This window comes from Methylobacterium sp. Leaf93, assembly GCF_001422345.1.
Lineage (GTDB): Bacteria > Pseudomonadota > Alphaproteobacteria > Rhizobiales > Beijerinckiaceae > Methylobacterium > Methylobacterium bullatum.
Map to the genome: position 1 here is coordinate 1 of NZ_LMMS01000015.1, position 19,914 is coordinate 19,914.

General features: G+C 67.5%; 17 protein-coding genes. 11 read left to right on the forward strand and 6 right to left on the reverse strand.

Going from position 1 to position 19,914, the window contains the following annotated elements:
• Positions 1–32: 32 nt before the first annotated feature.
• Complete coding sequence (locus ASF26_RS23660) at positions 33–965, reverse strand: glycosyltransferase (protein ID WP_082477592.1); 933 nt, start codon at positions 963–965, stop codon at positions 33–35.
• Between the two features lie 21 nt (positions 966–986).
• On the opposite strand from ASF26_RS23660, the gene ASF26_RS11370 reads away from it, so the two are divergent.
• Positions 987–2,338, forward strand: a protein-coding gene (locus ASF26_RS11370) for an IS3 family transposase (protein WP_156462962.1) whose coding sequence is annotated in 2 segments (ribosomal slippage) — positions 987–1,323 and positions 1,323–2,338 — 1,353 coding nt in all. Because the reading frame shifts where the segments join, the coding sequence is not laid out codon by codon here.
• 425 nt (positions 2,339–2,763) lie between these two features.
• Here the strand turns inward: ASF26_RS11370 and ASF26_RS11375 are convergent.
• From ASF26_RS11375 to ASF26_RS11385, 3 genes are all read right to left on the reverse strand, one after another.
• Complete coding sequence (locus ASF26_RS11375; RefSeq protein WP_056253706.1) at positions 2,764–3,519, reverse strand: ABC transporter ATP-binding protein; 756 nt, start codon at positions 3,517–3,519, stop codon at positions 2,764–2,766.
• A gap of 7 nt (positions 3,520–3,526) precedes the next feature.
• A complete protein-coding gene (locus tag ASF26_RS11380) occupies positions 3,527–4,315 on the reverse strand; it encodes an ABC transporter permease (RefSeq protein ID WP_156462963.1) in 789 nt (262 codons plus the stop codon).
• Positions 4,316–4,461: 146 nt separating this feature from the next.
• Positions 4,462–5,394, reverse strand: a complete 933-nt coding sequence (locus ASF26_RS11385) for a LysR family transcriptional regulator (protein WP_056253713.1) — start codon at positions 5,392–5,394, stop codon at positions 4,462–4,464.
• 98 nt (positions 5,395–5,492) lie between these two features.
• Between ASF26_RS11385 and ASF26_RS11390 the strand changes: the two genes are divergently transcribed.
• The 3 genes from ASF26_RS11390 to ASF26_RS11400 all read left to right on the forward strand — a co-directional run bounded on the left by ASF26_RS11390 (position 5,493) and on the right by ASF26_RS11400 (position 7,104).
• Positions 5,493–5,870, forward strand: coding sequence for a hypothetical protein (locus ASF26_RS11390; RefSeq protein ID WP_056253715.1), 378 nt, complete (start codon positions 5,493–5,495; stop codon positions 5,868–5,870).
• A 159-nt stretch (positions 5,871–6,029) separates the two neighbouring features.
• Positions 6,030–6,212, forward strand: coding sequence for a DUF3606 domain-containing protein (locus tag ASF26_RS11395; protein WP_018043399.1), 183 nt, complete (start codon positions 6,030–6,032; stop codon positions 6,210–6,212).
• 130 nt (positions 6,213–6,342) lie between these two features.
• Positions 6,343–7,104 (forward strand): endonuclease/exonuclease/phosphatase family protein, encoded by a 762-nt coding sequence (locus tag ASF26_RS11400; RefSeq protein ID WP_082477594.1) that lies wholly within the window; start codon positions 6,343–6,345, stop codon positions 7,102–7,104.
• Here ASF26_RS11400 and cls read toward each other — a convergent pair.
• Positions 6,995–8,431, reverse strand: coding sequence for a cardiolipin synthase (cls, locus tag ASF26_RS11405; protein ID WP_056253721.1), 1,437 nt, complete (start codon positions 8,429–8,431; stop codon positions 6,995–6,997). The genes ASF26_RS11400 and cls overlap by 110 nt on opposite strands.
• A gap of 67 nt (positions 8,432–8,498) precedes the next feature.
• Positions 8,499–10,721 (reverse strand): FUSC family protein, encoded by a 2,223-nt coding sequence (locus ASF26_RS11410; RefSeq protein WP_056253724.1) that lies wholly within the window; start codon positions 10,719–10,721, stop codon positions 8,499–8,501.
• A gap of 319 nt (positions 10,722–11,040) precedes the next feature.
• On the opposite strand from ASF26_RS11410, the gene ASF26_RS11415 reads away from it, so the two are divergent.
• From ASF26_RS11415 to ASF26_RS11450, 7 genes are all read left to right on the forward strand, one after another.
• Complete coding sequence (locus ASF26_RS11415; protein ID WP_244475902.1) at positions 11,041–12,591, forward strand: ABC transporter substrate-binding protein; 1,551 nt, start codon at positions 11,041–11,043, stop codon at positions 12,589–12,591.
• Between the two features lie 157 nt (positions 12,592–12,748).
• Positions 12,749–13,702 (forward strand): ABC transporter permease, encoded by a 954-nt coding sequence (locus ASF26_RS11420; protein ID WP_056253727.1) that lies wholly within the window; start codon positions 12,749–12,751, stop codon positions 13,700–13,702.
• On the forward strand, positions 13,702–14,631 hold the full coding sequence (locus ASF26_RS11425; protein ID WP_056253730.1) for an ABC transporter permease: 930 nt from the start codon (positions 13,702–13,704) through the stop codon (positions 14,629–14,631). The genes ASF26_RS11420 and ASF26_RS11425 overlap by 1 nt, the downstream gene beginning before the upstream one ends.
• A complete protein-coding gene (locus tag ASF26_RS11430; RefSeq protein WP_056253733.1) occupies positions 14,628–15,686 on the forward strand; it encodes an ABC transporter ATP-binding protein in 1,059 nt (352 codons plus the stop codon). The genes ASF26_RS11425 and ASF26_RS11430 overlap by 4 nt, the downstream gene beginning before the upstream one ends.
• Positions 15,687–16,005: 319 nt before the next feature.
• Complete coding sequence (locus ASF26_RS11440) at positions 16,006–17,025, forward strand: ABC transporter ATP-binding protein (RefSeq protein ID WP_056253742.1); 1,020 nt, start codon at positions 16,006–16,008, stop codon at positions 17,023–17,025.
• A gap of 183 nt (positions 17,026–17,208) precedes the next feature.
• Entirely contained in the window at positions 17,209–18,465 is a 1,257-nt protein-coding gene (locus ASF26_RS11445; protein WP_056253745.1) for a Zn-dependent hydrolase, read from the forward strand.
• Positions 18,466–18,813: 348 nt separating this feature from the next.
• On the forward strand, positions 18,814–19,905 hold the full coding sequence (locus ASF26_RS11450) for a PAS domain-containing protein (RefSeq protein ID WP_244475900.1): 1,092 nt from the start codon (positions 18,814–18,816) through the stop codon (positions 19,903–19,905).
• Positions 19,906–19,914 lie beyond the last annotated feature (9 nt).

Consider the following 19,914-nt stretch of genomic DNA (forward strand, 5'->3'; position numbering starts at 1 on the left):
ATCGCCACCCGATACGACAAGCTGGCCCGCAACTATGCCTCCGCCGTCGCACTCGCCGCTGTCATCGCCTTCTGGTGCTGATTGAGGCCAGACCCTAGGACCCGCCAGTGGTAGAGGATCTTGGGAATATGGACGATCTCGTCGCGCCGCAAAACTTCGGTGACTTTCAGGTAAAGGTCGTGATCTTGGACGCCTTCCAGGCCGAGCGTCCAGCCGCCGATCGCGCGAACGTCATCGCTTCTCATCGCCGACAGATGATTGAGATAGTTGAAGGACCGAAGCAGGTCCGGCGACCAATCAGGCTTAAAATGCGGTTCGAAACGCTTGAGTCCCAACGTATCAATCTTGTCTTCGTCTGAATAGACAAAGCGGGCGGTCGTGGCATTGCTAATTGCGAGAGCGACTTCGAGAAGTGCGTGGGGTCTCAGCAGGTCGTCATGGTCAAATGGCACAATCCAATCACCGGTCGCGAGTGCGAACGCCGCATTAGAAGCCGCTGAAATATTCATGTTCGTCGGCAGGCGTGTCCACCTGAGTCGCGGTTCCTCCCTGCTGATCCGCTCAAGAATATCGATGATATGCAGACCGCTCGAACCATCATCGCAGATGCAGAGCTCCCAATTAGTGTAAATTTGACCACGAACGGAGGAGATCGCAGCCTCCAATAACTCTGCTGGCGTCTCGTAGGCGGGCATGACAATCGAAAACATCGGGCGTGTGCGAAGGGTCTGCAGTTTGCGTTCGAACGTTTCGCGGTCCGTTTCGGGCTTGTCGTCGAAGCGTTCGATCCAATCCTCGTATCTCATCTCCTGCCGCACCGTTCTCTGGAATCGACGCAATAACCCGCGTGTACCTTCCGTGCGCACGATGTCTGTTACCCGCCTCAAGGCAGCCTTGAGCCTGTCCGACGTCAGCACCTGTGGGACAGATTGAGGGTCTTCACGAACGGAGGATGGCTGGTTCATCGTAGCCCCTGAGGAGCGAAGATGAAGCAGACATCCGGACCGGCCAAGAAGCCGGCAGAAGCAGTGATCAAGGACATCCGTCGGGCCACACGTCGACAGTTTTCGTCCGAGGAGAAGATCCGTGTGGTGCTGGAAGGCTTGCGTGGCGAGGACAGCATCGCCGAGTTGTGCCGACGCGAGGGAATCGCCGCCTCGATGTACTACGGCTGGTCCAAGGAGTTCCTGGAGGCTGGCAAGAAGCGCCTGTCCGGCGACACGGCGCGTGCGGCAACGACGGACGAGGTGCGGGATCTGCGCCGCGAGACGGGGGCGCTGAAGGAGGTCGTAGCTGATCTCGTCCTGGAGAACCGTCTGCTTAAAAAAAGCATGAGCGGGGCTGGGGGCGACGAAGCATGAGGTGCCCGGCCCCCGAGAAGCTGGAGATCATCCGGCTCGTCGAGCAATCCCACCTGCCGGTACGTACCACCCTGGACAAGCTCGGCATCACGCGCTCGACGTTCTACCGGTGGTACGATGCCTACCAGCGCGGCGGCCCCGAGGCGTTGAAGGACCATCCTTCGCAGCCGAGCCGGGTCTGGAACCGTCTACCTGCGGAGATCCGCGAGCAGATCGTTGCCCTGGCTCTGGAGCAGCCTGAACTCAGTCCGCATGAGCTGGCGGTGCGCTTCACAGACGAGCGTCGCTACTTCGTCTCGGAAGCGGCCGTCTACCGGTTGCTCAAGTCTCAGGACCTGATCACCAGCCCGGCCTATATCGTCATCAAGGCCGCCGACGAGTTCCGCGATAAGACCACCGCGCCCAACCAGCTTTGGCAGACGGACTTCACCTACCTGAAGGTCGTTGGCTGGGGCTGGTACTACCTGTCGACGGTGCTGGACGACTTCTCACGCTACATCGTGGCCTGGAAGCTGTGCACGACGATGCAGGCCAGCGACGTCACCGCCACGCTCGACCTGGCGCTGGGTGCGGCTGGGCTCGATCAGGCGCGGGTGATGCATCGGCCACGCCTGCTGAGCGACAATGGGCCGAGTTACGTCGCCAGCGACCTGGCTGACTGGCTCGGCAGCCGGGGCATGACCCACATCCGCGGTGCGCCATGCCATCCTCAAACGCAGGGCAAGATCGAGCGTTGGCATCAGACGCTCAAGAACCGCATCCTGCTCGAACACGCCTACTTGCCCGGCGAACTGGAGACGCAGGTTGCCGACTTCGTCGAACACTACAACCATGCCCGAGCCCATGAGAGCCTGAGCAACCTCACGCCCGCTGACGTCTACTTCGGACGCGGCGAAGGGATCCTGGCCGAGCGGGAACGCATCAAGCGCCAGACCCTCATGGATCGCCGCTTGCGCCACCACGCGCAGGCCGCCTAACCTCAAACCCCAGATGGACCAGAGCCTCCGCTCCTGAACACCGCTGAATGTCCCAAATCATCTGACGACGGACAGCGTAGCGCAGACCGCTTCGGTCATAGCGAGCCCGGTTCTCGGTCGTCCACATCAGCAAAGGCTCCATCTCGCCCCAGCTTGAATCACAACATGCTCACATCACTCAATATGTTGCCGAACAGACACTTAGATCTCGACAATGATTCTGTCTGGAGGCGTGCTGACCGTGGTAAAGGGCTTCGTTCTGGGAGATTGGTTTCCAACGGCGGTTCTGGCCCGCTTGGGCCGCTGGCGCGCGCGATGAGCAAGACCATAAGTTTCGGGATGAGCGCGAAGTTACCGGCAGGGTGCACCGCTTCAGCCGTCGCCGACCTTAGCTTGCACGCAATGTCCCGAGCAGGCCTCCCCCGTCAGCCCGCCCCATCCCCCGCATAAGCCGCCAACACCTCCTCCGGTACTCCATCCATCATCAGCGTGCCGCCCTTCATCCAGAGTGTGCGGTTGCAGAAGCGTTTGATCGAGGCGTTGTCGTGGGAGGCGAGGAACATGATACTGGCCTTCTGGATCATGCCGTGCAGGCGTCTCTCGGCGCGTTCCGCGAAGGCGGCGTCGCCGACGCCGATCACTTCGTCGAGGATCAGGATGTCGGGATGGACCGCCGTGCTGACCGCGAAGGCGAGCCTCAGCATCATGCCGCTGGAATAGGTGCGGATCGGAAGGGACAGGAACTCGCCGAGCTGGCTGAACTCCTCCACGTCGGGCACGATCGCCTGGGCCTGCTTGTGGCTGAGACCCAGCATGATGCTGCGCATCTCGATATTGTCGTAGCCCGTGGCATCCGTATCCATGCCCATGGACAGGTCGATCAGGGATGAGATGCGCCCCTCGATGGTGGCGGTGCCCGAGGTCGGCGGATAGACCCGGCTGAGCACCCGCAGGAGCGTCGTCTTGCCGGCGCCGTTGCCGCCGACGAGACCGATCCGGTCGCCGTCACGCGCCTCGAAGCTGACCGCGTTCAGCGCCTTGATCACCTGGACGCTGCTGTCGCGGTCGTTCTGCAGGCCGCCCCCCACCGTGCGCCGTAGGATCTCGCTCTTCAGGGCACGGCCGCGGGAATTGTAGACGGCGAGTTCGACGCTCGCCTTGTCGAGGACGATATGAGCCATCCTGCCCTCAGAGCCAGTACACGACGCGGTGCGAATATTTCCCCGAGAAGGCCAGGGCGACGAGCCACCCGACGACCAGCAGGCCGAGCAGGATGAGATAGGACGTCGCGCTCGGCAGGTGGCCGAGCAGAGGCTCGCGCATCACGTCCAGCATGCTGGCGAAGGGGTTCAGGATGAGAACGGGATGGTCGACCCGCAATTGCGAGGGTTTGAAGACGACCGGCGAGACGAAGAAGGCGACCTGGACGATGCTCGCGACGATCTGCGGAATGTCGCGGAACCGCGCCGACAGGATAGCCAGGAGGTAGCCGATCCAGGCCAGGTTGGCGAGCACGAGCAGCAGGCCGGGAACGAACAGCAGGATGTGCCAGTCGATCACCGTGCCGGTGACGAGGAACAGGACCGGCAGAATGATCAGGTTGTGGGCGAAGATGAAGAGGTTCCGGGCGATCGTCCGCAGCAGGTAGGTGAACCGCGGCAGCGCGACCTGCCGGATGATGCTGTCGTTGTCGGTAAAGCTCGAGCAGCTTTCGTTGATGGTCTGCGACATCAATCCCCAGAGCACGAGGCCCGTGCCGAGATGGGGCAGGTAATCGGCCATGGAGGTGCCGAACAGCGAGGCGTAGATCCCGCCCATGCCGAAGATCATCACGGCCATGCTGAGTGTCAGCCACAGTTGGCCGACGCGCGAGCGGCGATACCGACGAATCACGTCGTTCTTGGCCAGCATCCACCACATGCGCCACGCGCCGAAGCCTCCGACGACGTCGGCGACCCCTCCTGCTACCAAACCCATGCGGCCTCTTTCCCGGAACCCTGCTGCTGCGGAGCAGCCGATGCCGGCCCTCCCAAAGCACGCGCCTGCGCGCATTGGCAAGTTTCGGGGCGCCGGGGGCAGGAGATCCGGACCGGCGTTGGTGCCGGGCCGCGAATCGAAGCGCCTCAACCGACCTGCGCCGCGTCGTCGGCAAGGGCCAGCAACGTCTGGCGCAGCCAGCGATGGGCTGGATCGTCGTCGTAGGAGGCGTGCCACAGCATGGAGATCGCCACCTCGTCGAGGGCCACCGGCGCGGGACTGACGGTGAGGCCGAGGGTTCCGGCAAAGAGGGTGGCGAGGCGCTCCTGCATGGTGGTGAGGACGGGCGCGCTGCGTACCAGGAAGGGCACGGCGAGGAAGCGCGGCGTCGTCACAGCGAGGTCGCGGCGCAGGCCGAGGAGGGCGAGAGCATCGTCCACCACCCCATGCGCCGTTTCCTTCAGGCTGGTGAGCACGTGGGGAAAGCGCAGGTAGTCGTCCAGGGAGATCGGGGGCGCGAGCCCGACGAGCTCGGCATTGAACAGGCAGACGTAGCGGTCCCGGTAGAGCAGCCGCTGCTTGTGGTGAGTCTGGCCGTGGGTGAACGTGCCGATGCCGAGATCGACGCGGTCCGCGTCGAGTTCCTGCAGGATGCGGATGCGGTCGATGGAGCGCAGGAGCAGGCTGATCCCCGGCGCGTGTTCGCGCAGGTAGGCCAGAAGGCGCGGCCCGAGCAGCACCTCGGTGGAATCGGGCAGGCCGATGGTGAAGGTCCGCGTGACGCTGCGCGGATCGAACGCCTCGTCGCGGCGCACCAGGGACTGGATCTGGCGCAGGAGCGTGCGCACGGGCGCGGCGAGCGCGAGCGCGCGGGGGGTGGCGCGCATCCCCTCGGGGGCACGGGTGAGAAGTTCGTCGCCGAAAGTGGTGCGCAGGCGCGCGAGGCTGCTGCTCATGGCCGACTGGCCGATGCCGATGCGGGCTGCGGCGCGGGTGACGCTGCGCTCGGCGAGCAGGGCGTCGAGGGCAACCAGCAGATTGAGGTCGATGCGGGATAGATCGACATGGTCAATAGTCATTATCGATCCGATCTGTTTGATCCATGATGCACCGCACATCATCTTCGCGTCACCGGCAAGGGCGCACCGCCCCTGCCAAGACAGCGAGACCCGTCACCATGACACTCCGTAGCCTCATCACCGCCGCCGCCCTTGCCACCGTCACCGTCACCGTGGGCACCGCCACCCTCCCGGCCTCCGCCGAGACGATCAAGCCCCTCGACGGTGGCAGCGTCTCCCTAGGCGAGCTCTCGGGCGTCGCCTACTACACTGCCGAGCCCAAGGGCTACCGTGTGGTCGTCACCCTGGCCCGCACCGGGACCAGCCGCGCAGTGCGAGTCGAGACGGTCCTGGCCAACGGCCAGAGCGTGACCCTCTCGACCCCGCAGGAACTCGGCGGCAGCGCCGACGCCATCGAGATCAGCCGCACCGGCGACACCGTCGCCGTCAACCGGCCGCGCCCGGGCGTCACCCGCGAAGCGGCGGCGCAGAACTAGGGAAGAGCCCGGCGTGACCGGGCTTTCCGAACCCGAAAGACCTCCCCGCCGGCGATGGCGGGGAGGTCTTTTTCGTATTCGGCTCCTCACCGGCAGATGGGTTAAGAGCCGTGCGCAGGCGCGCATCGCCAGGGAAGCGGATAGAGGTAGACGGGACGGATGGCAGGTCTGAAGGACAAGCGCGGCTTCATCGACAAGGACAGGCTCGACCTGTCCGAGCGGCAGGCCGTCGAGCATTGGATGAAGCGCTGGGGCGTCACCCGCGACCAGCTGACGAGCGCCCACCGTAAGGTCGGACATATGATCAAGGACATCGCAGCCGAACTGGGCAAGAAGCGTTAGAGGCAGGCAGCATCGAGCTGGACGAGGCGGGGGCGGGCAGGTGGCGGACAAGAGACACTTTTCGCTGCCGTGGCGCGGCCCGCTCAACGACCGCCGCTACGCGTCCCAGGATCCCGCCCGATTCCCGGACCTGCACTCCCTCGATGCGCTGGACCGCAGCCACTTTCGCAAGATCGTGAGCTGGAACCTGCTGCGGCGCACAGGAGCCAAGGTCGATGCCATCGTCGCCCTCGTGGAGCGCGAGCGGCCGGACCTGCTGCTGATGCAGGAGGCGACCAAGGACATCGCGGTGATCGAGGAGCGGCTCGGCGGTGTCTATGCCTGGGCGCCGCTGCCCGGCCGCATCCATGGGCTCGCCATGTGGAGCCCCCATCCCTGGGCCTCCCCGCCCGTCATCGTCGCCCTGCCGTCGGGCGCCGTCGTCGACCGTGTCTGCCAGATCCTCGATCTCGGGGAGTTCGGTGTCGCCAACGTCCATCTCTCCCATGGGCAGGTGCTCAACCGGCGGCAGCTGCGGCGGATCGAGCAGAGCCTTCCGGCCCGCGCCGCGGTGATCGGCGACTACAACCTCGTGGGCCCCGCCCTGCTGCCGGGGTTCCGCGATGCCGGGCCGCGCATCCCGACCCATGCCATGGTGGATCTCGTGCCCCTGCGCATCGACCGCTGCCTCGTGCGCGGGCTCGCCTGCCTCGGCCGCACGGTGCTGCCGCGCGGCGCCTCCGACCACCGGCCAATCGTGGTGCATCTCGGCCCCGCGCCGGCCCAGGCGGGCGAGCGGACCGTCAGAGGTATGGCAGCATTAGTCGTACGGCTGCGTCGCGCAACCGCACGGGCAAGGGCCGCCGCGCGAGCTCGTCGGCCGTCAGGCGGGCGTCCATCTTCGTCCGCATGAACGCGTCGAGGCGGTCGGCGAAGGCGCGGTCGTAGACCTCGACGTTGAGCTCGAAGTTCAGGCGGAAGCTGCGCATGTCCCAGTTCGCGCTGCCGACGAAGCTCCATTCCCCGTCCACGACGAGGAGCTTCGAATGGTCGAAGGGCGGCTCGTCGAGCCAGATCCGCACGCCGGCCTCGAGCAGCGGCGCCACATGCGCCCGCGTCGCCCAGTCCACGTAGCTGTGATTGCTCGCCCGCGGGATGATGACGTCCACGCGCACGCCCCGCGTCGCGGCGAGCGCCAGGGTCGTGGACAGGATCTCGCTCGGCAGGAAATAGGGGGTGACGAGACGGATGCTGTGCTGCGCGCAGGTGATCGCCGACATCACCGCGAACTCGATCTTCTCGATATCCGCATCCGGCCCCGAGGTGACGACACGGGCCTCGATCTCGCCCGCCGCGCCGAGCGGGGGGAACCAGCGCGGACCGTCGAGCTCCTCGCCCATGACGAAGGCCCAGTCGGCGGAAAACGCCTGCGACAGCTGCTCCACCACCGGCCCCTCGATGCGGAAATGGGTGTCGCGCACCGGGTCCGGAGGGGAGGTGGCGACGAGGTTCTCGTCGGCGATGTTGATGCCGCCGGTGAAGGCGATGCGCCCGTCGACGATGAGGATCTTCTTGTGGGTGCGCAGGTTCAGGAACGGCATGCGCCAGGGCAGGGCGGAATGCATGAACAGGCCCACCGGCACCCCGGCCCGGCGCAGGCGCCGCGCCATGGCGGGGAAGAAGTAGCCGCTGCCGATTCCGTCGATGAGGGCCCGGACCTCGACGCCGCGCGCGCGTGCGGCCACCAGCGCGTCGAAGAACCGCGACCCAGCGCCGTCGTTGCGGAAGATGTAGCTCGACAGGGCGACGCTGCGCGTCGCTCCCCCGATCGCCTCCAGCATCGCCGGATAGGCTGCGTCGCCGTTGCGCAGGATGGAAAAGTCGTTGCCGCCCAGGAGGACGAGCCGCGTGATCCGGCGGACGGCGCGGTCGAGGGGCCGCAGGTCCTCGGGTACGCTGGCGTCGGGAATGACGGGGGAGCCCGCCTGCTGCGACGGCCTCACCCGCAACTGGCGCGCCCGGCGCGAGACCCGGTTCACGCCGAAGATCGCGTAGAGGGCCGTCCCGAAGATCGGCGACAGCCAGGCGAGGCCGATCCAGCCGATGGCGGTGCCGATCTCGCGCTTGCGCAGCAAGGCATGAACCGTGACGAGAAGCGCCAGCACGATGCCGAGGAGAGCGAGGACGTCGGCCCGGATCGACCCGGTCGCCTGCAGCCATCGGTGGAGGAGGTCTTCCAAGAATCAGCCCAGCCTGAGAAGGGGATCGCGACACACGCCCCCTTTAGCCCCGGGCGGGTGGAAAGACCTAGCGGCCGCCCGCCCCGGGGACGGCCTGGACGAGGGCCGCCTCCTCGCGCGACCGCTGTGGGCGCAGGGTCTCGGCCAGCAGTTCCACCTGCGTCACGAGGCGGACGAGAGACTCGGCGCGGGGCAGGTCGGGATGGACGGGCAGGGCGCCGCCATCCTCGGCGAGGCGGGCCAGGGTGGTGGTGATCCACAAGGTCCAGGCGCGGCACGCCTCCGCCTCGTCCCCGGCATCGCCTGCAAGCTCTTCGGCGAGATCGGGCTTGGGGTCGGCGGCATGACGCAGGGCCGAGAGGCGCGCACCGATCCGGCGCAGGGTCGCGTCGGCGACCATGGCGGTCTCGACCTGGGGGTGGCGCCCGGCGCGGGGCTGCTGGAGGGCGCGGGAGAGGGCGGCCTCCAGGGTGTTGAGGGCGAGGCCGCTGGCCCGCGCCGCGGCCTCCGCCGCCCCGCTCCGCTCGGCCTCCGCCCGATTCGAGAGCACGGTGCGCGCGAAATCAGCATGGGCCTTGACGGCCTTCCTCAGTTCGAGACGGACCTGATCCGGCTCCCAGACCGGCCAGAGCAGCAGGCTGCTCGCCACCGCGATGAGACCTCCGAGCAGGGTGAAGAGGGCGCGCATGCCCGCGACTTCCCAGGAGGCATGGCCGGGCTCCATCACCTCCACCAGCAGCACCACCAGGGGCGTCAGGCAGGCGATGAAGAAGGCATAGCTCACCTGCCGGGCGGCGAAACCGATGATGCTCAAGGGGAAGATCAAGGCCGAGAGCGCCAGGGTCGTCGTGGCGAGGCTGGCGAGGAGGGCGCCGAACAGTCCGCCGAGCACCGTACCGCCGATCCGCTCCAGCGCCCGCTGCCAGGTAGCGGCGTAGAAGGGCTGCATGGTCAGCACCACCGTGATGGTGAGCCAATGCGTGAACGGCCCCGGCCAGAGCAGGGTTAGGCCGAGGACAGGCGCGGTGACGGTGCTGGCGCGGATCGCGTGCCGCAGGTTCGGCGAGGCCAGGGTGAAGTTCGCCTTCAACGGGCCGAGCATCCTCTGACGCAGGGGCAGGCTGGCGCTCCCCAGCAGCGTGCCGCCGGGGCGATACCCTTCCGGCGTCGAGAGCTTGGCCCCGATGCGGACGCGGTCGAGGATGCGCTCGGCCAGGGACTTGAGGGCCGGGTCGGACGCGAACCCGCGTCCCGCCCGCGCGATCGAGCGCTCGATGCGCGGCAGGTCGAGGACGGTGTCGTCGCGGATCGCCCGCGCGACCACGAGGAGGAGCGGCCGCAGGCGCCGCAGCAGGCGACGAGTCCGGACCTGGCGGTTGGGGTTTCGGTCGGCCTCGATCCGGTCGGACAGGGCGATGAGGGCGGCGAAGATCTGCTCGGCGCTCTCCAGCCGGATCAGCGCCTGGGCGGTGCGGTCGGAGACGCGCTCGCGGCTGCGGGCGAGGTCGACGATGAGGCCGCGGGCGAGCTCGATCGCCTCGCGCACGCCGCGGCGATGGGCGCGGGCATGGTCGTCGAATCCCGCCGCGCCGGCCTCGTCCGAGGCCGCGAGATCTTCGAGATCGCCGCTGAGCAGGGCGAGCCGGCGCCAGACCTCGGCCACGGCCCTCTGGGTCGGGCGGTAGGGGTTGAGCCGCCACAGAGCGAGGGCCAGCACCGTCGCCCACAGGCCGCCGGCCAGCACCATCGCCCCGGCGACGACGGCCTCGCCGCCGGTGAGGGGACGGTCAAGGGCGAAGGCCAGGACGAGGACGAGGACGTTGCCGGCGGTCTGCTCCTGCACGCCCCAGACCCGCGCATAGCTGCAGCAGAAGATGACGACGGTGGCGAGCGGCACCACGAGTGCCGGGCCATGGGGCTGGAGCAGGCCGAACAGGCTCCAGATCAGGCTGCCGAGCACCGAGAACACGGCGAGCACCATGAGGCGGGAGCGCATCGGGCCGCCGATATCGGCAAAGCAGGTGAGGTTGGCCGCCAGCGCCATGATCAGGAGCGGGGGCCACGCCACGAATTCGTGGAGCAGGATGACGGTGCCGAAGGCGCAGGCCGCCCGGATGCCTTCGACGATGCTGAGCCCGCGCGGGTCGAGGGCGATCGGCAGACGCGCGAGGTTCGCCCCCGGCGTGGAGAGGGAGCCCCGCCCCATGAGGAAGCCGGCCACGCGCCTGCGCCGGAGGCCGCCGGAGACGGCACCGCTCACCTTGGCCCTGGGGTTCGGAGGGAGGGACAACCGGGACGCTCCGCCGGGCGGCATGCCCGGTGCGAGGCGGTTTAGAGCCGATCGCCGCGGCGCAAAACCCATGACGTCGCCCCCGCCGGGCGGGCCGGTCCCCAGCGCATGGCGAACCGCCCTGCCGCGCTGGATTTCGTATGCATTTTCACCGGCGGGGGTTGGAAAGAGTCCAGTCTGGCCGGCGCCTTGCATGGGCGGTCTGGACACCGGCAATTTCGCCGATCATCGATCGACCGAGGAAAAGCGCAACACGATGAGAGGCTTGGCAGAACATCTTCGCGTTGGACTCGTGGCCGCGGCGCTGGCCGCCGGCGGCATGGCGCCGTCCGCATGGGCACAGGGAACGCTGCGGATCGGCATGACCGCGTCGGACATCCCGCTCACCACGGGGCAGGCCGACAATGGCGGCGAGGGCATGCGCTTCACCGGCTATACGGTCTACGACGCGCTCATCAACTGGGACCTGTCGAGCGCGACCAAGCCCTCCGACCTCACCCCCGGTCTGGCCACCTCCTGGGAGGTGGATGCCGCCGACAAGACCAAGTGGATCTTCAAGCTGCGCCCCGGTGTCACCTTCCACGACGGGTCGCCCTTCACCGCCGAGTCGGTGGTGTGGAACTTCGACAAGCTCCTCAAGACCGATGCGCCGCAATTCGATCCGCGCCAATCGGCGCAAGGGCGGTCGCGCATCCCCGGTGTCGCCAGCTACCGCGTGGTCGATCCGATGACGGTGGAGATCACCACCAAGGCGCCGGACGCCACGCTGCCCTACCAGATCGCCTGGATCATGATGTCCTCGCCGGCGCAGTGGGAGAAGCTGGGCAAGAGCTGGGACGCTTTCGCCAAGACGCCGTCGGGAACCGGCCCGTGGAAGCTGACCCTGTTCGCCCCGCGCGAGCGCGCCGAGATGGCCCCCTTCGCCGAATACTGGGACAAGGCGCGGGTGCCCAAGCTCGACAAGCTGGTGCTGGTGCCCCTCCCGGAGGCCAATGCCCGCGTGGCGGCCCTTCGCTCGGGCCAGGTCGACTGGATCGAGGCCCCGCCGCCGGACGCTGTCGCCTCCCTCAAGGGGGCGGGGTTCGGCATCGTCACCAATGCCTATCCGCATAACTGGACCTGGCACCTGTCGCGGGCCGAGGGCTCGCCGTGGAACGACATCCGCGTGCGCAAGGCCGCCAACCTCGCCGTGGACCGCGAGGGCATGAAGGAGATGCTCAACGGGCTGATGATCCCGGCACAGGGCTTCATGCCGCCGGGCTCGGCCTGGTTCGGCTCGCCGACCTTCAAGCCGACCTACGACCCCGAAGCGGCCAAGAAGCTCCTGGCCGAGGCCGGATACGGCCCCAACAAGCCCATCGTCACGAAGATCCTGATCGCGCCCTCGGGCTCGGGCCAGATGCAGCCCCTGCCGATGAACGAGCTCATCCAGCAGAACCTCGCCGATATCGGAATCAAGGTGAATTTCGAAGTCGTCGAGTGGAACGCGCTCATCAACCTGTGGCGGGCCGGCTCGAAGGCCGACGTGTCGCGTGGCGCCACGGGCATGAACTTCTCCTACTTCATCCAGGACCCCTTCACCGGCTTCATCCGTCACCTGCAGTGCAATCTCGCGGCCCCCAACGGCACGAACTGGGGCCATTACTGCGACCCCGAGATGGACAAGCTGTTCGACCAGATCCGCACGACGTTCGATCCGGCCGAACAGATCAAGGTGCTGCAGAAGGTCCACGAGAAATACGTCGACGAGGCGCTGTTCCTCATGGTCGCCCACGACACCAACCCGCGCGCCATGAGCTCGAAGGTGAAGGGCTTCGTCCAGGCCCAGAATTGGTACCAGGACTTCTCGCCCATCACGGTCGGGAAGTGAGACGCATCCTCCCTCCCCCTTGTGGGGAGGGACCGAGGGTGGGGGTGGTTCCGCTAGCCTCCGCAGAACGAGGGTCGCCCTGCCACCCCCACCGCCAGTTCCTCCCCACAAGGGGGAGGACAGCCGCCACACTCGATCGAGGTCTTCGGATGCTCCCATGCTGAGCTTCATCCTCCGCCGCCTCCTCACCGTCACCCCGGTGGCGCTCGGCGTCAGCATCGTCTGCTTCTCGCTGGTACATCTGGCGGACGGCGATCCCCTCAGCTCCATCTTGCCGGTGGACGCCACCCAGGAGACGATCGACGCCATGCGGATCGCCTACGGCTACGACAAGCCGCTGCCGGTCCAATACGCCCTGTGGCTGTGGAAGGTGCTCCACGGCGATCTCGGTACGTCCATCGCCACCGGCAGGCCGGTCTTAAGCGAGGTCGGTCGCGCCGTCGTCAACAGCCTGATCCTCGCCTCCGTGGCGACCCTGATCGGCTTCACCTTCGGCTGCCTGTTCGGTTTCGTCGCCGGCTATTTCCGCGATTCGATTCTCGACCGGGCGGCCTCCGCCATCTCGGTCTTCGGTGTGAGCGTGCCGCATTACTGGCTCGGCATGGTCCTGGTGATCGTGTTCTCGGCCCAGCTCGGCTGGCTACCCTCCACCGGCGCCGGCCCCGACGGATCGGGCAACTGGAAGCCGGATCTCGAGCACCTGCGCTACATCATCCTGCCCGCCATCACGATGTCGGTGATCCCGATGGGCGTCATCGCCCGCACCGTCCGGGCGCTGGTGGGCGACATCCTCTCCCAGGATTTCGTCGGGGCGCTCAGGGCAAAGGGCCTCTCCGAATTCGGCGTGTTCAAGCACGTGGTGAAGAACGCCGCTCCCACCGCTCTGGCGATCATGGGTCTGCAGCTCGGCTACCTGCTCGGAGGCTCGATCCTGATCGAGACGGTGTTCGCCTGGCCCGGCACCGGCTTCCTCCTCAACGCCGCGATCTTCCAGCGCGACCTGCCGCTGCTGCAGGGCGCCATCCTCGTCCTGGCGATGTTCTTCGTCGCCCTCAACCTCATCGTCGACGTCGTGCAGACGGCGCTCGACCCGCGCATCGAGAGGGGCTGATGGCACTCGGGACCAGTCCGGCCGTATCGGCCATCGACATCGCCGGGGGCGCCCCCCCGCTCACCTCGACGCCGGAGGCCTTCGTCGCCTCGCGCGGCTTCTGGGGCAACGTGCTGGCCAAGCTCCTGCGCGATCCCGTGGCGATGACAGCCGCCTTCGTCATCCTCGCCATCGTGGTCATCGCGTTGCTGTCGCCGTGGATCACGCCCATGGACCCGTATCGCGGCTCGATGGTGCGGCGGCTCAAGCCCGTGGGCGACGCCACCTACCTCCTCGGCTCGGACGAACTCGGCCGCGACATGCTGAGCCGCCTGATGCTGGGCGGGCGCCTCTCCCTGTTCATCGGCGTCACGCCGGTAATCCTCGCCTTCCTCCTCGGTTCCACCATCGGCATCCTCGCCGGCTATGTCGGCGGCTGGCTCAACACGGTGCTCATGCGCACCATCGACGTGTTCTTCGCCTTCCCCTCGGTGCTCCTGGCCATCGCCCTTTCGGGGGCGCTGGGGGCGGGGGTGTTCAACTCCATCGTCTCGCTGACCTGCGTGTTCACGCCTCAGATCGCCCGCGTGGCCGAGAGCGTGACGACGCAGATCCGCTCACGCGACTATGTCGACGCCGCCCGCCTCTCCGGCGCCTCGACCCTGACGATCCTGCGCGCGCAGGTGCTCGGCAACGTGCTCGGACCGATCTTCGTCTACTCCACCAGCCTGATCAGCGTGTCGATGATCCTGGCCTCGGGCCTCTCCTTCCTCGGCCTCGGCGTGAAGCCGCCGGAGCCCGAATGGGGCCTGATGCTCAACACCCTGCGCACCGCGATCTACGTGAACCCCATGGTCGCGGCACTGCCGGGCCTCGCCATCTTCATCGTCTCGATCTCGTTCAACCTGTTCTCGGACGGCCTGCGTTCGGCAATGGAAGTGAAGTCATGAGCACGCCCATCGCGTCGAGCCCGCTCTCCTCTCGCGACCGGGGCGGCCCGGGCCAGCCGCTCCTCACCGTCGAGGGACTGGTGAAGCATTTCCCGGTCAAGAAGGGGATCGGCGGCAAAAAGGCCGTCGTGCGCGCCGTGGACGGCGTCGATTTCGACATCAGGAAGGGCGAGACCCTGGGGGTCGTCGGCGAATCCGGCTGCGGCAAGTCCAGCACCGCACGCCTCATCATGGGCCTGACCCAGCACGACAAGGGCGAGATGCTGTTCGATGGCGAGCGCATCGGCAGCCGGGCCCTGCCCCTGCGCGAGTTCCGCGCCCAGGCCCAGATGGTGTTTCAGGACAGCTACTCGTCGCTCAACCCGCGCATGACCATCGAGGGGTCCATCGCCTTCGGGCCACGGGTCCATGGGGTGCCCAAACGCCAAGCCATCGAGCGGGCGCGCAGCCTGCTTGCCCGCGTCGGCCTCGAACCCGCGCGCTTCGCCGCTCGCTACCCGCACGAACTCTCCGGCGGCCAGCGCCAGCGCGTGAACATCGCCCGCGCCCTGGCGCTGGAGCCGCGCCTCGTGGTCCTCGACGAGGCGGTCTCGGCCCTCGACAAGTCGGTGGAGGCGCAGGTGCTCAACCTGCTGATGGACCTCAAGCAGGAATTCGACCTCACCTACCTGTTCATCAGCCACGACCTCAACGTCGTCCGCTTCATCTGCGACCGGGTGGCGGTGATGTATCTCGGGCAGGTGGTGGAGATCGGCCCGGCCGACACCGTGCTGGCCGATCCCGCCCATCCCTATACCAAGGCACTTCTCTCCTCGATGCCGTCGATGGACCCGGACAACCGCACCACCGTGGCCCCGCTGGCCGGAGACCCGCCCAACCCCATCGACCCGCCGCCGGGATGCCGCTTCAACCCGCGCTGCAGCCTCGTGGAGGATGTCTGCCGGAGCCATGTTCCGCCCCTCGCCCCGGTCGACCCCGTCCACCGCGTCGCCTGCCTCGCCCGCCAGCCTGGCTCCGGCCATTCGGCGGCGGCCGCCCTGCCGGTGGCCGCATGAGCACGGTTCTTCGCCACCGCCGCCTTTCTGGCCCCGGCGCGGGCTCCTTCTCGTACGAGGCTACTGGTGTCACACATTTGCTCGACGGCTGCTCCCTCTACGCAAGAGGGTTCGTCATGAGGCGCAACGGGCTCCCTCTCCTGGAAGGAGAGGGTTGGGGTGAGGTGTTGTCCATCTCCGGAAAGGCCACACACCTCACCCTGTCCCTCTCCTTCCAGGAGAGGGGACCCGTGCTGCCGGCGACATGTGTGACTATCGCAGCCTGCAAGGAGAGGGACAGGAGCCCGTCGCGGCCCTCGACGCAGCAAGGAGGCTTCCGATGAGTGGCGGACTGACAGAACCCGCCGTCTCCATCCAGGGCCTGAAGGTCACCTTCGGGGGCAAGGTCCGCGCCGTCGATGGGGTCGATCTCACCCTCGGCCGAGGCCAGGCCATCGCCCTCATCGGCGAGTCGGGCTCGGGCAAGAGCGTGACCCTGCGCGCGATCATGCGCCTCAACCCCGAGCGCAAGACGGCGATCGAAGGCCGCATCCTCGTTGCCGGCCGCGACGTGATGGCCATGGGTAAGCGCGACCTGACGGCATTGCGCGGCCGCGAAGTGGCGATGATCTTCCAGGAGCCGCTGCTGGCCCTCGATCCTGTCTATACGGTGGGCCGCCAGATCATGGAGGCGATCCGCCAGCACGAGGGGATCGGCGCGGCCGAAGCACGCGCCCGCGCGCTGCAGCAATTCGAACGGGTGCGCATCCCGAGCCCGGAGCGGCGCCTCGACGCCTATCCGCACGAGATGTCGGGGGGCATGCGCCAGCGCGCGATGATCGCCCTCGCCCTCGCCTGCAACCCCAAGGTCCTCCTCGCCGACGAACCCACCACGGCCCTCGACGCCACGGTGCAGATCCAGATCCTGCTTCTCCTGCGCGATCTGCAGGCGGAGCTCGGGCTCTCCACCCTCTTCGTCACCCACGATCTCGGTGCCGCCGTCGAGGTCGCCGACCGGATCGCGGTGATGTATGCCGGCCGCATCGTGGAGGAGGGCTCGGCCCGGCAGGTGGTGCTGAACCCGCATCATCCCTACACGATCGGCCTGCTGCGCAGCCGCGCCGACGGGGCGCTCGCCAAGGGCTCCCGGCTCCAGACCATACCGGGAAGCCCGCCCGACCTCGCCAACCGCCAGCCTGGCTGCCCCTTCGCACCGCGCTGCTTCCTTGCCGAGGAACGCTGCCGCGTGGGCGACCCGCCGGTGGTCGAGGCCGGACCGGGCCATCGCGCCGCCTGCTGGAAGACCGACGAGGCGGCGCGGAGCTTCCAGGCACAGCGGGCGGAGCTGGCGGACGCGTAGCTACCCGATCCAAGACCTCATCGCTGAGATGCCGGAGCGAAGCTCAGGCCTCGAAGGGGACCTCCGATTCGCCCTCCGATCCCTGGAGACCTCCTTCGAGGCCGCTTCGCGGCACCCCAGGTCGCGAAGGCTGAAGAACCGACTGCATTCCGAAAAGACCAACCCGAGACAACGGACACGCCTATGAGCACGACCCACAATCTCCGCGTCGACGGCGCGCGCCTGTGGTCCACGATCATGGAGACCGCCCGGTTTGGCGCCACCCCGGCCGGCGGGATCAACCGGCTGACCCTGTCGCAGGAGGATGGCCAGGTCCGGGACTGGTTCCGGGATGCCTGCGAGGCGGCGGGGCTGGAGGTGCGTGTCGATGCGCTGGGCACTCAGTTCGCCCTGCGGCGCGGACGCGACATGACGCGCCTGCCCGTCGCCTGCGGCTCGCATCTCGACACGCAGCCCACGGGGGGCAAGTTCGACGGCATCCTCGGCACCCTGGCGGGCCTGGAGGTCATGCGGGCGCTGAACGACGCCGGCATCGAGACCGAGGCGCCCCTGCTCCTGGTCAACTGGACCAACGAGGAGGGCTCACGTTACGCCCCCGCCATGATGGCGTCCGCCGCCTATGCGGGCGAGTTCACGGTGGAGGACATCCATTCCCGGCGGGATGCCGCCGGTATTGCCGTGAAGCAGGCGCTGGAGGCCATCGGCTATCTCGGAGACGAGCCGGTGGGCGAGCGCAGGATCGGCGCCTTCGTGGAACTGCATATCGAGCAGGGGCCGATCCTGGAGGCCGAGGCGACCACCATCGGCGTGGTCGAGGGCGGGCAGGGGATCGCCTGGTTCGACGGCGTGGTCACGGGTTTCGAGAGCCATGCGGGCACGACGCCGATGCCGCGCCGTCGCGACGCCCTCAACGGCTTCGCCGAGATCGCGCTGGCCGTCGAGCGGATCGCCCATGCCCACGGCCCCACGGCGGTGGCGACGATCGGCGAGGCGGCGATCGGCGCGCCGTCGCGCAACGTCATTCCCGGCCGCATCCGCTTCACACTCGACGTGCGCGACCCGAAAGGCGAGACCCTCGATGCGGTCGAAAGCGATTTGCGGGGCGAACTCGACGCCATCGCCGGCCGGCGCAAGCTCGCCATCGATCTGACCCGGATCTGGCGAAAGGAACCCGTGCCGTTCGATGCCGGTGTGGTAGGCGCCGTCGAGGCGGCGACCAGGGGATTGGGTTTTAGCCATCGCCGCATGGTCTCGGGCGCCGGCCACGATGCTTGCAACATCGCGGCCCTCGCCCCGACGGCCATGATCTTCGTGCCCTGCCGCGACGGGATCAGCCACAACGAGGCGGAATCGGCGACGCAGGGCGATTGCACCGCCGGCGCCGATGTCCTGCTCCAGACCCTTCTGACCCTCGCCAACGCACCAGTTCAGCGCGGCTGAGCAGGCACCCTGTCGGCTGGGCGAAACCGGCTCCGCGCCGCTCCGGCCGTTGCTCCGCGAGACACCCGCGAAGCCCTCGCTGGTTCTTGTCATCGGCACGCGAGTTCGCCCGCATCGACGAAGGCGGATCGCGCTGGTCCCGTCATGGGGGGCGGTGGGGGAGGGTGCAGGACGTCGCCGATCCTGGGAGTGATGACGGAACCCGACAAGGCAACCGCCGAAATCATTCTTCTTCCACCACCAAAGGGTTGTGCGACAAGAAAAGAACACGCAACGACATAGTGTTTCGGAACATCCTGGCATAAAATCGTTCATGTCAGGCGGCACATTGGCCGAGGAGAAAGACGCATGCCGCCACGGTCGCCGATGGATCCATCCGGACGGTCGGATGGCGCATCGCGCCGGTTGCCCTCCCGCCGGCTCCTGAAACTCGTGGAACACGCCACGGATGTCGGCTTCTGGTCGGCGGACCTCGAAGAACTCGACATCCACGGGTCGATCGGCCTCCATCGCGTTCTCGGCCTCCCCCCCTCGGTCGCCCTGAGCTTCGGCGTCGTGGAGGCCATGATGCATCCCGACGACCGTGCCGCGCATACGGATATGCTGACCCTGCTGCGCGAAGGCCAGCCGCTCAGGCGCGAGTTCCGCATCATCCGGCCAGACCAGACTTTGCGCTGGATCGCCAGCCATGCCGAGGTGGTGCTCGGCCCCGGCAACCGCCCGAGCCAGGCGATCGGCGTCGTTGAGGACGTGACCGATCGCTACGATGCGAAGCATTCCACCAAACAGGGACCCGATCGCTTCGAGGCTCTGCTCTCGGCCACGGCCGCGGTGGTCTGGATCGTCAGCCCCGATGGGAAGTCGATCGACATGCCGCTCTGGGAAGAGCTCACCGGGCAGCGACACGAGCAGTTCCAGGGGCTCGGCTGGATCGACGTTCTGCATTCCGACGACAGAGAACGCACGAATTTCGCCTGGCGCACCGCCCTCAGCCACGACACGGCCTACAACACCGACTACAGAATCCTCTGCGTCGATGGGGTCTATCGCTGGTTCAACGCCCGTGGCGTGCCGATCATGAACCGGGACGGCTCGGTGAAGGAATGGGTCGGCGTGTGCCTGAGCGTCCCCGGACAGAGCCGCTTCCAGGCGGCTTCGTCGAGCACGGACGCTCGCGGGCCCGCGACCGATATCGGCCGCAGCAGCGGGGATGTCACCTCCGCACAGATCCGCGCCGCGCGCGGGATGGCCGGCCTGTCGAAGGACGAGTTGGCGCGTCGGGCGAGCGTATCGGTCTCAACCATCGTGCGGATCGAAGATCCAGAGGCGACCATCCGCCCGCGACGCGACACGGTGCAGGCGGTGCGTCAGGTTCTCGAACAGGCGGGCGTCGTCTTCACCTTCGATCCGGGGCAGAAACCCGGTGTGCGGGAGGCGTGAGGCCGCCTT

What these genes read in the sequence shown, in the direction of transcription:
- ASF26_RS11375 (WP_056253706.1), bottom strand. Translation starts at nt 3,519, where the DNA reads ATGGCTCATATCGTCCTCGACAAGGCGAGCGTCGAACTCGCCGTCTAC.
- ASF26_RS11420 (WP_056253727.1), top strand. Translation starts at nt 12,749, where the DNA reads ATGCTGAGCTTCATCCTCCGCCGCCTCCTCACCGTCACCCCGGTGGCG.
- ASF26_RS11390 (WP_056253715.1), top strand. Translation starts at nt 5,493, where the DNA reads ATGACACTCCGTAGCCTCATCACCGCCGCCGCCCTTGCCACCGTCACC.
- ASF26_RS11415 (WP_244475902.1), top strand. Translation starts at nt 11,041, where the DNA reads ATGGCGCCGTCCGCATGGGCACAGGGAACGCTGCGGATCGGCATGACC.
- ASF26_RS11380 (WP_156462963.1), bottom strand. Translation starts at nt 4,315, where the DNA reads ATGGGTTTGGTAGCAGGAGGGGTCGCCGACGTCGTCGGAGGCTTCGGC.
- ASF26_RS11430 (WP_056253733.1), top strand. Translation starts at nt 14,628, where the DNA reads ATGAGCACGCCCATCGCGTCGAGCCCGCTCTCCTCTCGCGACCGGGGC.
- ASF26_RS11395 (WP_018043399.1), top strand. Translation starts at nt 6,030, where the DNA reads ATGGCAGGTCTGAAGGACAAGCGCGGCTTCATCGACAAGGACAGGCTC.
- ASF26_RS11385 (WP_056253713.1), bottom strand. Translation starts at nt 5,394, where the DNA reads ATGACTATTGACCATGTCGATCTATCCCGCATCGACCTCAATCTGCTG.
- ASF26_RS11425 (WP_056253730.1), top strand. Translation starts at nt 13,702, where the DNA reads ATGGCACTCGGGACCAGTCCGGCCGTATCGGCCATCGACATCGCCGGG.
- ASF26_RS11450 (WP_244475900.1), top strand. Translation starts at nt 18,814, where the DNA reads ATGCCGCCACGGTCGCCGATGGATCCATCCGGACGGTCGGATGGCGCA.
- ASF26_RS11440 (WP_056253742.1), top strand. Translation starts at nt 16,006, where the DNA reads ATGAGTGGCGGACTGACAGAACCCGCCGTCTCCATCCAGGGCCTGAAG.
- ASF26_RS11445 (WP_056253745.1), top strand. Translation starts at nt 17,209, where the DNA reads ATGAGCACGACCCACAATCTCCGCGTCGACGGCGCGCGCCTGTGGTCC.
- ASF26_RS23660 (WP_082477592.1), bottom strand. Translation starts at nt 965, where the DNA reads ATGAACCAGCCATCCTCCGTTCGTGAAGACCCTCAATCTGTCCCACAG.